Raw genomic sequence first — 14,102 nt, 5'->3', positions numbered from 1 at the left:
AACCGCGGCGTTTCCGGCCGCAGCCGGTTCCTGTCCTTCCTCGGCGGCTATCACGGCGACACCCTGGCGACGATGGCGATCTGCGACCCGGAGGAGGGGATGCACAGCCTCTTTGCGGGGGTGATGCCGGCGCAGCACGTGACGGCGCTGCCCACCGACGAGGCCGCGGAGGCCGGCCTCGCGGCCTATCTCGCCGAGAACGCCCAGGAGATCGCGGCCATGGTCGTCGAGCCGCGCGTCCAGGGCGCCGGCGGCATGCTGTTCCACGACGACGAGACCTTGCGCCGTCTGCGGCGGCTGGCCGACGACCACGACGTGCTGCTGATCTTCGATGAGATCTTCACCGGCTTCGGCCGCACCGGCGACCTCTTCGCCTGCCAGGGCGCCGGCGTGGTCCCGGACGTGATCACGCTCTCCAAGGCGCTGACCGGCGGGACCCTGCCGCTGTCCGCGGCCGTCGCCTCGCGCCGGGTGTTCGAGGCCTTCTGGTCGGACGACCCCGGCGCGGCCCTGATGCACGGGCCGACCTACATGGGCAATCCCCTGGCCTGCGCCGCCGCCAACGCCTCGCTGGACCTCTTCGAGACCGGAAGCTGGCGCGCCGAGGTCGCGCGGATCGAGGCGGGCCTGAGCGAAGGCCTGGAGCCCTGCCGCAGGGCCGCGGGCGTGGTCGACGTTCGGGTGAAGGGCGCGATCGGCGTCGTCGAGTTCGACCGCCGCGTCGAGAGCGGGCCGCTCTCGCAGCGCTTCGTCGAAGCCGGCGTCTGGATCCGGCCGATGGGCAAGGTGGTCTACCTGACCCCGCCGTTCGTGGTGACGGACGCCGAGCTGGGGATGCTGACGGCGGCGATCAGGGGGGTGCTGGGGGTTTAGGCGAAGGCCGCAACGCCCCCTCAGTCGCTTCGCGACAGCTCCCCCGCAAGCGGTGGAGCATCTTGGCCCAGATCCTCCACCGCGAAGCGGGGGAGGTGGCTCGCGTAGCGACTGAGGGGGCGTTGCGGCGTGCGCCAGGCGCCCCAGCCCGGGCCTCAGACTTCAGCCTTCGCCATCGTCATCGGCCGCATCTTCAGGTCGGCCAGGAGGGCGGCGTCGGAGTCCTTGTCGGGGTTGGAGGTGGTCAGCAGCTTGCCGCCGACGAAGATCGAGTTGGCGCCCGCCAGGAAGCATAGCGCCTGCAGCTCCTTCGACATGTGCTCGCGGCCGGCGGAGAGCCGCACCACCGACTTCGGGCACACCAGGCGCGCGACCGCGATCATGCGGACGAACTCCAACCCGTCGACGGGGCTGGCGTCGCCGAGCGGGGTGCCGGGGATCGGCATCAGGTCGTTGACCGGCAGGCTGTCCGGATGCGCCGGCAGGCTTGCCAATTGCTGGAGCAGGCCCGCGCGGTCGCGGCGGGTCTCGCCCATGCCGACGATGCCGCCGCAGCAGGTGGAGAGGCCGGCGTCGCGCACCGCCTCCAGCGTGTCGAGCCGGTCCTGGTAGGTGCGGGTGGTGACGACCTTGCCGTAGTATTCCGGCCCGGTGTCCAGGTTGTGGTTGTAGTAGTCGAGGCCGGCGTCCTTCAGGGCCTTGGCCTGCTCGGGCTTCAGCATGCCGAGCGTGGCGCAGGTCTCCAGCCCCAGCGCCTTCACGCCGGAGATCATGGCGGCGACTTTCGGCAGGTCGCGGTCCTTCAGGTCGCGCCAGGCTGCGCCCATGCAGAAGCGCTGGGCCCCGCCGTCGCGGGCCTGCCTGGCCGCGGCGACCACCGCGTCGGCGTCCATCAGCTTGGAGGCCGGAGTGCCGGTGTCGAAATGCTGCGACTGGCTGCAGTAGCCGCAGTTCTCGGCGCAGCCGCCGGTCTTGACGGAAAGCAGCTGCGACAGCTGCACTTCGGTGGGGTCGAACCAGCGCCGGTGGACGTCGGCGGCCTGGAACACCAGCTCGGTGAACGGCAGCTCGAACAGCGCCTCCACCTCTTCCAGCGTCCAGTCGTGGCGGGGCTGGGCGGGGTCGATCACGGTCGCGGGCAGGACGGGCGCGTTCATGCCGGCTCCTCGGCTAACGGACGGAAATTCCTTTCGCACCTATACGCCAACGGCGTCGGCGGCAACCGCGCCGCATGACATCGGCGTGTGCGGGCAACCGCGCCCGTCCGGCGGAGTTCATGTCGTCGGCGCCATGGACCGAATATCGGTGTACCTTGGGGTCGGGCGGAGATTGGAACATGCCTGAGCCTCAAGAGATTGAGCTGAAGTTTGAGTGCGCGCCCGAGGACATCGGCCGCATACTGGACGCCGCGCCCGACGGAGAAGACGACACCCGCGAGCTGATCAGCGTCTATTTCGACACTCCCGACCTCGACCTGCAGAAGGCCGGGGCGGCGCTCAGGGTGCGCGAGTGCAAGGGCCAGCGGGTGCAGACCTTCAAGCGCGGCGACGGCATGGCGCGCGAGGAGCACGAGGCCCCGATCCCGAGCGACGCCCCCGACCCCCGCCTGGGCCCGTTGCCGGACCTGTTGCCCCAGGGCGCGCGCAGCGAGCTGAAGCCCGCCTTCCATGTGCGCGTCACCCGGCGCCAGCGGCTGGTCCAGTTCGACGGCGCCGAAATCGAGCTGGCGGTCGATCAGGGCGAGGTCCGTGGCGGCAAGCGCACGAGTCCGATCAGCGAGGTGGAGCTCGAGCTCAAGTCCGGCCGGCCCACCGCCCTGTTCGGCCTCGCCCGCGAACTCAGCCATGCCGCGCCGCTCTATCTTTCCTTCGCCAGCAAGGCGCAGCGCGGCCAGGCGCTCATCTCCGGGAGACCGCAGCAGGCGCATAAGGCGGCTAAGGTGGAGCTGGTCGCCGACGCCACGATCGCCGACGCCTTCCAGGCGATCGGCCGCAGCATGCTGCAGTCGATCACCGCCAACGCCGAGCTGCTGCGCCGGCAATCGGACGCCGAGGGCGTGCACCAGCTGCGGGTGGCGACCCGCACGCTTCGCAGCGGCTTGTCCAACTTCAAGTCGGTGGTGACGGACGAGAGGTTCGAGGCGGTCAAGGAAGAGCTGCGGTGGTTGTCCAAGGCCTGCGACCAGGCCCGCAACCTCGACGTCTTCGCCGAGGACGTGGTCGAGCCGGCGGCGAAGGGCCCCGCGTGGCCCACCGGCCTGGCGGCGCTCAAGTCCGAGATCGAAGCCGCGCGCGAGCGCGCAAAGAGCGACGTCGTCCAGGCCGTGGAATCCACACGTTTCCGTGACCTCATGATCGAGGTCACCAGCTGGGTGGACACCGGCGCCTGGCTCTCCCGCCCTCCGTCCGGAGAGCTTGCCAGGGACTTCGCCCACGAGGTGCTGCAGAAGCGCCGGCGCAAGGTCGTCAAGCGGGGCAAGGATCTTGCCGGGCTCGACGACGCCGGACGGCACAAGGTGCGGATCGAGGCCAAGAAGCTGCGATACGCCGCGGAAGGCTTCCAGACGCTGTACGGCCGCAAGGCGGCGGACCGCTTCATCAAGCAGCTAAAGGACCTGCAGGACGAACTGGGCGAGCTCAACGACATCGTCACCGGCGAGACCCTGTTCAAGGATCTTGGCCTGAGCGCCGACGCCGCCTTCGCCGCGGGCGAGCTGGTCGGTCGTCGGGCCGAGCACAAGCCCGACCACATCGCCGCGGGGGCCAAGGCGCTCGAAAAGCTGGCCGATACGGACCCGTTCTGGGGTTGAGCGCCGGCCGGGGGCGGGGCGAAATGATGTTGCCTGGGCGAAATTTTTAACGCCTTGTTAAAAAAGAGGCGCAGCCCTCCGCGGCGGCGTCCCAGAGCTAGAGCTTCGTACGAACGGAGCCGGTGAGGAAACGACAGCGAACGGGAGGGGCCTCATGAAAGCGGCCTTGATGATCGTGCTTGGCCTGGCGCTCGCGACCGCGAAGGCCAACGCCGCCCCCAGCCACGCCAAATGGATGGGCGAAGCGAGTTGCTCCGCCTGGCCGGTGGGGAAGGCCTACGACGACTTCGACAAGGCGCTGCTGCTCAACTGGGTCCTGGGCTGGCTTTCGCGCAGCGGCAAGGACGGCTCGGACCTGCTCGCCCGCATCGACCAGCCGACCGTCAGCCGCTGGGTCGACAGGTACTGCGCCGCCCATCCGAGCGAGACGCTGATCTCGGCCGCAGCGACGCTGGAGACCGAGCTCTCGGACAAGGCCCGCTACAGCCGGCTCTGAGGTCTTTGGCAGGTCGGGCGGATGCGCCCGGCGCGCCCCTTTGCTTGGGTCGGGCGGAACGCTGACATAAAGCTTTCTTTATATGTTTCTTGCCGCAATGATCGCCGGCCGGTATAGACCGGCGACCCGCCCGTCTCGCGCGCAAGGACAAGACATGACCGACTATGTCGTGAAGGACATCGCCCTGGCCGACTGGGGCCGCAAGGAACTCGAGATCGCCGAGACCGAGATGCCTGGCCTGATGGCCGTGCGCGCCGAGTTCGGCAAGGACCAGCCGCTGAAGGGCGCGCGGATCGCCGGCTCGCTGCACATGACCATCCAGACGGGCGTGCTGATCGAGACGCTGCAGGCGCTGGGCGCCGACGTCCGCTGGGCCTCGTGCAACATCTTCTCCACCCAGGACCACGCCGCCGCGGCCGTCGCCGCGAAGGGCACGCCGGTGTTCGCCGTGAAGGGCGAGACCCTGGTCGAGTACTGGGAGTACGCCCACCGGATCTTCGAATGGGCCGACGGCGGCTATCCGAACCTGATCCTCGACGACGGCGGCGACGCCACCCTGCTCTGCGTCCTGGGCCCGAAGGCCGAGAAGGACCCTTCGGTGCTCGACAAGCCGGGCAACGAGGAGGAAGAGGCGCTGTTCGCGGTGATGAAGCGCTACCTTAAGGAAAAGCCGGGCTTCTATTCGGCGATCCGCGAGGCGATCAAGGGCGTCTCGGAAGAGACCACCACCGGCGTCCACCGCCTCTATCAGATGGCCGAGCGCGGCGAGCTGCCGTTCCCGGCGATCAACGTCAACGACAGCGTCACCAAGTCGAAGTTCGACAATCTCTACGGCTGCCGCGAGAGCCTGGTCGACGGCATCCGCCGGGCGACCGACGTCATGCTCGCCGGCAAGGTCGCGGTGGTCTGCGGCTACGGCGACGTGGGCAAGGGCTCGGCCGCGTCGCTGCGCAGCGGCGGCGCGCGGGTGGTGGTCACCGAGATCGACCCGATCTGCGCCCTGCAGGCGGCGATGGAAGGCTATGAGGTCAACACCCTCGACGACGCCTGCGACAAGGCCGACATCTTCGTCACCGCCACCGGCAACAAGGACGTCATCACCGTCGACCACATGCGGCGGATGAAGAACAACGCCATCGTCTGCAACATCGGCCACTTCGACTCGGAAATACAGATCGCCGGGCTGAGAAACTACAAGTGGGACAAGATCAAGGATCAGGTCCACCACGTGGAGTTCCCGGACGGCAAGAAGATCATCGTCCTGTCCGAAGGCCGCCTGGTGAACCTCGGCAACGCCACGGGCCACCCGTCCTTCGTGATGAGCGCCTCCTTCACCAACCAGACGCTGGCCCAGATCGAGCTCTGGCAGCGCGGGGCGAAGTACGAGACCAAGGTCTACACCCTGCCCAAGCACCTCGACGAAAAGGTCGCGATGCTGCACCTCGAAAAGCTCGGGGCGAAGCTGACGCGCATGAGCGATGACCAGGCGGCCTACATCGGCGTCTCGCAGCAGGGTCCGTTCAAGCCGGACCACTATCGCTACTAAGGCTTGGGTTGTAGGGGTGGCGCCATGCCCGTGGCGCTTATCCTTTCCTCCTTCGTCGCCGCCTCCCGCATCGGCGGGGGCGCGCAACAGTATGTGCTGGCGGCGCACAGGATCGACCCGGTCCTGGCGCCGACGGTGCTGTTCGGCCGCAGCCCGGCGATGGGGGCGGCCGGCGACGTGACCTCGCCGGAAGTCCTGCGCCGGATGCTGGCCGACATCGAGGCCGACGCCATCTTCGGCGAGGTGGACCTGGTGATCACCGGCCACTTCTCCCTGCCCGAACAGGTGGAGATCGCCGCCGGCCTCCTGGAGCGGGTGCGCGCCGCCGCCAGCCGCCCGCCCAAGGTGGTGGTCGATCCGATCATGGGCGACGCGCCGAAGGGGCTCTACGTCAAGCCGCAGGTCGCCGACGCGGTGGCGGCCCGACTGACGCCGCTGGCCGACTGGATCACGCCCAACCTGTGGGAGCTGGAGCGTCTTTCCGGCGCCAGGGTGGCGGACGCCGCCGAAGCGGTCGGCGCCTGCCGCAAGCTGGGCCGGGCGGCGCTGGTCACCTCGGTCCCGAGCGGCAAGGGCGAAATCGGCCTGCTCTACTGCGACGCCGAGACGGCGCTGTTGTTCAGTCACCACCGTCTGGGCCATGCGCCGAACGGCGCCGGCGACCTCGTCACCGCCAGCTTCGCCGCCGGCCTGATCGAGGGCATGCGCCCGGCGGCGGCGGCCGAGCGCGCCGCCCGGGTCGCGGCCGAGGCGGTGCAGACCGCGATCGCTTGGGGAACCCCCGACCTGCCGATCGTGGCGCTGGCCGAACGGCTGGTCAGCCCGACCGCCGAGATCCGGATCGAGACGTTGCAGGGACTTGCATAGCGGCCGCCCCGGGCGCATCCCGCCGCGATGAGCCGCCTCGCCGCCACCCTCCGCATCGAAGGCCGCGTCCAGGGCGTGGGCTATCGCTGGTGGGCCATGGGCGAGGCTCACCGGCTCGGCCTCTCGGGCTGGGCCCGCAATCGCGCCGACGGCTCGGTGGAGATCCTGGCGATCGGCGAGCCCGCGGCGATCGCCGCGCTCGAAGAAGCTTGCGCCGAGGGGCCGCCTGCGGCCCGGGTCGACGTGGTGCGCCGCGGCGCGGCCGACGACGACGGCTCGCGCGGCTTCCGCCAGCGGTCGACCCTCTGAGCCGATTGCCCGCGCGGCGGGACCGGGGTAGGGGGGCTCGCATGGTCGAGATCGCCGGCTTTGCACAGCCCCGCTTCGCCGTCGTCAAGGACGCCTTCGCCGCCAATTTCGCGGAGGGGCTGGAGCTCGGCGCCCGCTTCACCGTCGTGCAGGCCGGCGAGGTCGTCGTCGACCTTTGGGCCGGCCACGCCGACCGCACCCGCGAGAAGCCGTTCGACGAGCGGACCCTCACCCCGATCTTCTCCACCACCAAGGCGATCGCCGCCGTGCTGATGGCCCGCGCGGTGGACCAGGGCCGGCTCGCCTACGACCAGCCGGTCGCCGATCTCTGGCCGGAGTTCGCCGCCGCCGGCAAGGACGCGGTCACCGTCGAGCAGGCGCTGTCGCACCAGGCGGGCCTCAGCGGCTTCCCCGCGCAGATGGACCCGGGCCTGTGGTTCGACTGGGACGCGATCTGCGCCCGGCTCGCCGCCATGGCGCCGCTCTGGCCGCCGGGGACCGCCAGCGGCTACCACCCGATCACCTTCGGCTACATCGCCGGCGAGCTGTTCCGCCGCGCCGAGGGCCGCACCATGGGGACGGCGCTGCGCGAGGACCTGGGGCTGCCCTTCGGCCTCGACCTGTGGATCGGCCTGCCGGACAGCGAGTTCGACCGGGTCGCCGACCTGCAGCGGCCGAACGGCCTGCCGCAGTTCGGCGAGCACAACGCGGCCACTCGCGCCGCCTTCCTGACGCCCTGGTCCGCGCCGGCTGGCCGCGGGCAGGCGGAGTGGCGGCGCATCGAGCTGCCGTCCGCCAACGGCCACGCCACCGCCGAGGCGCTGGCCAGGCTGATGGGCGCGCTGGCCAACGACGGCTGGCTCGACGGGAGCGAGATCCTGCGGCCGGCGCTCGTCGGCGAGCTGGCGCGCGAGCGGATCCGCGGCCAGGACCTCGTCCTGCCCTTCGTCATGAGCTGGGGCGCCGGCGTCATGCGCAACGAGACCGAGAGGCCCTGGGGTCCGGCGATGCAGAGCTTCGGCCACTCCGGCTGGGGCGGCTCCTGCGCCGTCGCCGATCCCGAGGCGAAGCTCGGCATGGCCTATGTCATGAACAAGCAGGGCACGGACCTGATGGGCGACGCCCGGCCGAAGCGGCTGATCGAGGCGGTCTACGCCTCGCTCTGACGCCTCACTCCGCCGCCGCCTTCACGGCCGCGACGATCGCCGGCTCCGGCCGGCCCCGGCGCAGGGCCGCCAGGGCGAACACCGCAACCCCGGCCCAGATCAGGGCGAACGAGGCTCCGCGCAGCGCGCTGAACGGCTCGCCCTGCATGACGCCGATGGCGAAGGTCATGGTGGGGGCGATGAACTGCAGGAAGCCCATGGCGGAGAGCGGCAGGCGCCGCGCCGCCCAGGCGAACAGCATCAGGGGCACGGCCGTGATCGGACCGCAGGCGACCAGCACGGCGGTGAGCGCCGGGGCGCGGCCGAAATGGCCCAGGCCGCGGGCCTCCAGCCAGGCGACGAAGACCGCGCTCGGCACGGCGAGCAGGGCGCATTCGACCAGCAGCCCGGTGTGCGCCGGCACGCTGACCCGCTTCTTGACGACGGCGTAGGCGCCGAAGCTCACCGCCAGCGCCAGCGAGACTACCGGCAGGCGGCCGAGCGCAAAGGTCTGCAGGGCGACGCCCGCCGCGGCGAGGCCGATCGCGATCCACGCCGCGCGGTCCAGGCGCTCGCGGAAGAGCGCCCAGCCAGTGGCCATGTTGATCAAGGGCAGGACGTAGTAGCCGAGGCTGGTTTCCAGCACCCGGCCGGAGTTGACCGCCCAGATGAAGACGCTCCAGTTGACCCCGATCAGCGCCGCGGCGAGCGCCAGCCAGGCCAGGGTGCGCCGCTCGCGCAGCACCGCCAACGCCTGGCGGCCGCCGCTCGCGGCGAGCACGAAGGCCAGAGCCGCCGGCGCGCCCCAGAGCGAGCGATGCGCCAGGATTTCCCACGGGCTCGCGCCCAGGCGGCCGGCGAGCTGGAAGCAGAGGGGCGCCAGGCCCCAGATCGAATAACAGGAGATCCCCGCCGCCGCCGCCAGCCGAGACCCGCCCGACGCCGACGACGGGGTCATCGGGCCGTCAGGCGAGCGCGGCCTGGCGGATCAGCCCGCGCTCGTGGAGCAGCTGGGCGATCTGCACGGCGTTGAGCGCGGCGCCCTTGCGCAGGTTGTCGGCGACCACCCACAGCGACAGGCCGTTCTCGACGGTCGGGTCCTTGCGGATCCGGCTGACGAAGACCGGGAACTCGCCCTGGGCTTCCTTCGGCGTGATGTAGCCGGTGGGATCGCGCTTATCGACGACGATCAGCCCCGGGGCCTCGCGCAGGACCTCGCGAGCTTCGTCCTCGTCGATCGGGTCGTGGAACTCGATGTTCACCGCCTCGGAGTGGCCGACCATCACCGGCACGCGCACGCAGGTGACCGTGAGCTTGATCTCCGGATCGATCATCTTGTGCGTCTCGTTCCACATCTTGGCTTCCTCGTCGGTGTAGCCGTCGTCGAGGAAGGAGCCGATGTAGGGGATGACGTTGAAGGCGATCTGCTTGGGGAACTTCTTCGGCGGGGTCGCGCCCAGGACGAAGACGTTCTTCGTCTGGTCGAACAGCTCGTCCATGCCTTCCTTGCCGGCGCCGGACACCGACTGATAGGTCGCCACCACCACGCGCTTGATGCGCGCGCGGTCATGCAGCGGCTTCAGCGCCACCACCAGCTGGGCGGTCGAGCAGTTCGGGTTGGCGATGATGTTCTTGCGGTTCGCCCACTCGACGTCGTCCGGATTCACCTCCGGCACGATCAGCGGCACGTCCGGGTCCATCCGCCAGGCGGAGGAGTTGTCGATGACGATCGGGCCGGCGGCGCCGATCTTCGGCGACCATTCCTTGGAAAAGGAGCCGGAGACGCTCATCAGCACGAGGTCGACCTTGGAGAAGTCGAACTGCTCGATGTCCTCGCAGGCGATGTTGTTCTCGCCGAACGACACCTGCACGCCGATGGATTTGCGTGACGCGAGCGCGTGAATCTTGTCCACGGGGAATTCGACTTCCTCGAGGATGTTCAGCATCTCGCGGCCCACATTGCCCGTGGCGCCGACGACGGCCACCCGGTAGCCCATCGCAAACTCTCCAAAATCTTTTGGGGGAGCGCTCCGTTACGCGTTTCGGCCCCGCGACGCAAGAACCGGGAGATGGCTAGGCCTGGACCATGCCGCAAGCCTCGCCGCCGAACTTCCCTTCAATTCGGACGGACTCAGCTCTCGGCGGGCGCGCTGTACTTCGCGCTGACCCGGTTCAGCCCGCCCAGCACGGCCTGGGCGCCCGCGGGCGGGATCTCGGTGCTGATGAGCAGGCGCCAGGCCTGCAGGTGCACGCTGACGGCCTCGGCGTCGTAGCGCTGATGGGTGCGGAAGTGGTCGAGCAGGTCGCAGAGGCTGTGCAGGGCGACATCGACGCTGCCGGCGCCGCAGACGTCGCCCAGGCCGATGCCCTTCACCGCGGTTTCATAAAGCGTGGTGACGCCGGCCTCGTCATAGCCCGAGAGGCCCGCGAACGTCTTCTCGGCGGCTTCCAGAAGGGTGTGCAGCTCGCCCATGCAAAGCGGCTTGAGCGAGGACAGGTTGGCCTGGGCGGCGGCCACCGCCTCCTGGACGGGCAGGCCGCCCGGCGCCTTCAGGAGCTGCGTCAGGTTGAGCTTGGGAACGGTGAAACGCGCGGTCGACATCTAGTCCCCACTCAGCTCCGGTCCGCCCTCGATGTCGGCGGAGGCGTCCTCGTCGGCCGTCGCCTGGCCCTGGGGCAGCGGCGTGGCGGTAAAATCCTCTCGCCGCCGACCCTTCTCGCCCTTCGGCGGGCCGACATTGCGAAAGCGCCGGTCCGGGCCGACGTAGGTGTCGGAGAACAGGAACTTGCGGCCCTCCTTCGAGGACCAGATGATGCGTTCCAGCACGGTGATCGGCGGGAACGGCTTCTTGATGATGATGTTGGCGCCGCAGTCGCGGGCCCGCGAGATCTGGCTGCGCGGAGTGTGCGACGTGGTCATCAGCACCGGCGTGTAGCAGTTGGGCTCGCCCGCGTCGCGGCGCAGCCATTCGACGAAGTCGTAGCCCTGGCCGGTCGCGGCGAGGCTGTCGACGATGGCCAGGTCGATCTGGTTGTTCTCGACTGCCGAGCGGGCGCTTTCGATGTCGCCGCAGCGGTGCAGGTTCTTGGCGCCGAGGCCGGTGACGATCTGCACCAGGATGGTCATCCCCAGCTGGGTCTCGTCCAGCAGCAGGACCGAGGCGTCCTTCAAATTGAAGCGCGCGCGCGAATTGGGATCCAGCCCCATCTCAGTCGGCCCGGCGGTCTTCGACCGGCCTTCCGCTTGTCCTCGTGTTCGCCTGCCGCGACACCTTCATCCCCCGGAACATCCGTCCCCGCGCATCGAAGCCAGATTGCGGTTAACAGCGGCTTTCCGAGGGCGAGGTTCGGGGAACCGGCCGGCCCTTCAGAGCGCGGCGATCACCGCATCGCCCATCTGGGCGGTGGTCAGCTGGCCGCCGATGTCGGGGGTGCGCGCGCCGCCCTCCAGGGCCCGGGTCACCGCGGCGAACAGCCGGTCGGCGAGCTCGCCGCGGCCCAGCGACCAGCGCAGCGCCATCTCGAAGGAGAGGATCGCCGCCAGCGGGTTGGCGATCCCCTTGCCGGCGATGTCGGGCGCCGAGCCGTGGATCGGCTCGTAGAGGCCGGGCGCGCCGGGGACCCCGAGGGCGGCCGAGGGCAAGAGGCCCAGGCCGCCGGTCGCCTGCGAGGCCTCGTCGGAGAGAATGTCGCCGAACAGGTTGTCGGTGACGATGACGTCGAACTGCTTGGGCGCGCGCACCAGCTGCATGGCGGCGTTGTCGGCCAGCATGTGCTCCAGCTCGACGTCGGCGAACTCGCGCTTGTGCAGGTCGGTCACCACCTCGCGCCAGAGCAGGCCGCTATCCATCACGTTGGACTTCTCGCAGCTGGTCACCTTGTTGCGCCGGCCGCGGGCGAGCTCGAAGGCGACGCGGGCGACCCGCTCGATCTCGGCGGTGGTGTAGACCTGGGTGTCGACGGCGCGCTTGCCGCCCTCGGGCAGCGCCTCGATGAAGCGCGGGCTGCCGAAGTAGACGCCGCCGACCAGTTCGCGCACGATCATCAGGTCGAGGCCCTCGACCAGCTCGCGCTTGAGGCTCGAGGCGTCGGCGAGCGGCGCGAAGCACAGCGCCGGGCGCAGGTTGGCGAACACGTTCATCCCGGCGCGCAAACCCAGCAGGCCGGCTTCAGGGCGCTTGTCGCGCGCCACGCCCGACCACTTCGGCCCGCCGACGGCGCCCATCAGCACCGCCTTGGACGCCTTGGCCGCGGCCAGCGTCTCGTCGGTCAGGGGGCTGCCGAACTGGTCGTAGCTGCAACCGCCGAAGGCGCGCTCCTCGATGACGAGGTCGGGCGTCAGCGCGGCGGCCACCTTGCGCACCTCGCCGATCACCTCCGGGCCGATGCCGTCGCCGGGCAGGAGAAGCAGGTCGGTCATGGGAAACGCCCCCGTCGTTGCAGTGCGCGGACGTCCTAGGGGAACCATAAACGAGTGTCATCCCGGAAAGCGCGAAGCGGTTGTCCAGGATGACATGAAGAGGTGCGGGGCGTTACGCCCCTTCCAGCCAGGGCTGGTCGAGCGCGCGCTTCATCTCGTAGACGTCGATCGACTTGGCCGCCTGCAGCGTTTCGCCGATGGCGTCGAGGCCCTTGAGCATCTTCTCCTTGCGCTTCGGGTCGATCTCGAAATGGAAGATCCGGCCCGACGGCGCGGTGACGGTCTGGCTCTCCAGGTCCACGCTCATCACGTGGTTGCCGCCTTTCGCCTCGTCGATCAGCGCCTGGACCTCGTCGGCCTTCAGCACCACCGGCAGGAGGCCGTTCTGGAAGCAGTTGTTGTAGAAGATGTCGGCGAAACTGGTGGCGATCACCGAGCGGATGCCGAAGTCCATCAGCGCCCAGGGCGCATGCTCGCGGCTGGAGCCGCAGCCGAAGTTGTCGCCTGTCACCAGGATTCCGGCGCCCTTGTACTCCGGCCTGTTGAGCACGAAGTCCGGCCGCTCGGCGCCCTGCTCGTCGAAACGGTAGTCGTAGAGCAGCCCCTTGCCCAGCCCCTCGCGCTCCACGGTCTTGAGGAACTGCTTGGGGATGATCTGGTCGGTGTCGATGTTGGCCAGCGGCAGCGGGGCGGCCTTGGCGTCGAGGCGGGTGAAGGCTTGCATCAGAGATAATCCCGGACGTCGGCGATGTGGCCGGCGATCGCCGCGGCGGCGGCCATCGGCGGGCTCATCAGGTGGGTGCGTCCGCCGCGGCCCTGGCGGCCCTCGAAGTTGCGGTTGGAGGTCGACGCGCTGCGCTGGCCCGGCGAGAGCCGGTCGGGGTTCATCCCCAAGCACATCGAGCAGCCGGGCTCGCGCCATTCGAAGCCGGCGGCCTTGAAGATGGCGTCCAGCCCCTCTTCCTCCGCCTGGACCTTCACCAGGCCGGAGCCCGGGACCACCATGGCGCGGACGTGGGGCGCCACGGTCCGACCCTCCACGACCTTGGCCGCGGCGCGCAGGTCCTCGATGCGGCTGTTGGTGCACGAGCCGATGAACACCACGTCGATCTTCGCGCTAGTGATCGGCTGGCCGGCTTCGAGCCCCATGTACTCCAGCGCCCGCTCGGCCGAGGCGCGCTTGTCCGGCGTGGCGAACGAGGCGGGGTCGGGCGTGCGGTCGGTCACCGCCACCACGTCCTCCGGCGAGGTGCCCCAGGTGACCAGCGGCGCGATCGAGGCGGCGTCGATCTTCACCTCGCGGTCGAAGACGGCGCCGGGATCGGAGAAGAAGCTTTTCCAATAGGCGAGCGCCATCTCCCAGGCCCCGCCCTTCGGCGCGGCCGGACGGCCCTTGATGTACTCGAAGGTGGTCTCGTCGGGCGCAACCAGCCCTGCACGCGCGCCGGCCTCGATGGTCAGGTTGCACAGCGTCATGCGCCCTTCCATCGTGAGGCCGCGGACCGTCGAGCCGGCGTATTCGATGACGTAGCCGGTGCCGCCGGCGGTGCCGATCTCGCGGATGACGGCGAGCGCGACGTCCTTGGCGCCGACGCCGGGAGCCAGCTCGCCCTCGACCGTGACCCGCAGGTTCTTGG

Annotated in this window: 15 protein-coding genes; 7 read left to right on the top strand and 8 right to left on the bottom strand. The window is 69.8% G+C overall.

The genetic code is table 11. The features are described from left to right. The coding region (locus tag VJS38_RS16805; protein ID WP_324089299.1) for an aminotransferase class III-fold pyridoxal phosphate-dependent enzyme at nt 1-873 on the top strand (873 nt) is incomplete at its 5' end. A gap of 155 nt (nt 874-1,028) precedes the next feature. Here VJS38_RS16805 and bioB read toward each other — a convergent pair. Further along, nucleotides 1,029-2,030 (bottom strand): biotin synthase BioB, encoded by a 1,002-nt coding sequence (gene bioB, locus VJS38_RS16800; protein ID WP_324089298.1) that lies wholly within the window; start codon nt 2,028-2,030, stop codon nt 1,029-1,031. Between the two features lie 179 nt (nt 2,031-2,209). On the opposite strand from bioB, the gene VJS38_RS16795 reads away from it, so the two are divergent. From VJS38_RS16795 to VJS38_RS16770, 6 genes are all read left to right on the top strand, one after another. Continuing rightward, nucleotides 2,210-3,682 (top strand): CHAD domain-containing protein, encoded by a 1,473-nt coding sequence (locus VJS38_RS16795; protein ID WP_324089297.1) that lies wholly within the window; start codon nt 2,210-2,212, stop codon nt 3,680-3,682. Between the two features lie 154 nt (nt 3,683-3,836). Then, the gene (locus VJS38_RS16790; RefSeq protein WP_324089296.1) at nt 3,837-4,178 is read left to right on the top strand and encodes a hypothetical protein; all 342 of its coding nucleotides are present in this window, start codon (nt 3,837-3,839) and stop codon (nt 4,176-4,178) included. Between the two features lie 154 nt (nt 4,179-4,332). After that, nucleotides 4,333-5,724: an adenosylhomocysteinase gene (ahcY, locus tag VJS38_RS16785; RefSeq protein ID WP_324089295.1), complete on the top strand. Its 1,392-nt coding sequence runs from the start codon at nt 4,333-4,335 to the stop codon at nt 5,722-5,724. A 24-nt stretch (nt 5,725-5,748) separates the two neighbouring features. Continuing rightward, nucleotides 5,749-6,591, top strand: coding sequence for a PfkB family carbohydrate kinase (locus VJS38_RS16780; RefSeq protein ID WP_324089294.1), 843 nt, complete (start codon nt 5,749-5,751; stop codon nt 6,589-6,591). A gap of 27 nt (nt 6,592-6,618) precedes the next feature. Further along, complete coding sequence (locus VJS38_RS16775; protein WP_324089293.1) at nt 6,619-6,900, top strand: acylphosphatase; 282 nt, start codon at nt 6,619-6,621, stop codon at nt 6,898-6,900. Between the two features lie 41 nt (nt 6,901-6,941). Further along, nucleotides 6,942-8,066: a serine hydrolase domain-containing protein gene (locus VJS38_RS16770; protein WP_324089292.1), complete on the top strand. Its 1,125-nt coding sequence runs from the start codon at nt 6,942-6,944 to the stop codon at nt 8,064-8,066. A gap of 4 nt (nt 8,067-8,070) precedes the next feature. On the opposite strand, the gene rarD is transcribed toward VJS38_RS16770, so the two are convergent. The 7 genes from rarD to VJS38_RS16735 form a co-directional block, all read right to left on the bottom strand. Beyond that, the gene (gene rarD, locus VJS38_RS16765; protein WP_324089291.1) at nt 8,071-9,003 is read right to left on the bottom strand and encodes an EamA family transporter RarD; all 933 of its coding nucleotides are present in this window, start codon (nt 9,001-9,003) and stop codon (nt 8,071-8,073) included. A gap of 7 nt (nt 9,004-9,010) precedes the next feature. Next, entirely contained in the window at nt 9,011-10,042 is a 1,032-nt protein-coding gene (locus VJS38_RS16760; RefSeq protein ID WP_324089290.1) for an aspartate-semialdehyde dehydrogenase, read from the bottom strand. A 134-nt stretch (nt 10,043-10,176) separates the two neighbouring features. Then, nucleotides 10,177-10,647, bottom strand: a complete 471-nt coding sequence (locus VJS38_RS16755) for a hypothetical protein (RefSeq protein ID WP_324089289.1) — start codon at nt 10,645-10,647, stop codon at nt 10,177-10,179. Then, entirely contained in the window at nt 10,648-11,253 is a 606-nt protein-coding gene (locus VJS38_RS16750) for a response regulator (protein WP_324089288.1), read from the bottom strand. A gap of 159 nt (nt 11,254-11,412) precedes the next feature. Then, nucleotides 11,413-12,465: a 3-isopropylmalate dehydrogenase gene (gene leuB / locus VJS38_RS16745; protein ID WP_324089287.1), complete on the bottom strand. Its 1,053-nt coding sequence runs from the start codon at nt 12,463-12,465 to the stop codon at nt 11,413-11,415. Between the two features lie 112 nt (nt 12,466-12,577). Continuing rightward, complete coding sequence (gene leuD, locus VJS38_RS16740; protein WP_324089286.1) at nt 12,578-13,189, bottom strand: 3-isopropylmalate dehydratase small subunit; 612 nt, start codon at nt 13,187-13,189, stop codon at nt 12,578-12,580. Then, on the bottom strand, nt 13,189-14,102 hold a 914-nt coding region (locus VJS38_RS16735), incomplete at its 5' end, for an aconitase family protein (RefSeq protein WP_324089285.1). The genes leuD and VJS38_RS16735, both read right to left, overlap by 1 nt.

It is taken from the genome of Phenylobacterium sp. (assembly GCF_035276905.1).
In the GTDB taxonomy this organism is placed as follows: Bacteria; Pseudomonadota; Alphaproteobacteria; order Caulobacterales; family Caulobacteraceae; genus Phenylobacterium.
The sequence above is the reverse complement of the archived record's forward strand: the minus strand, read 5'-3'. Positions and strand labels throughout refer to the sequence as shown.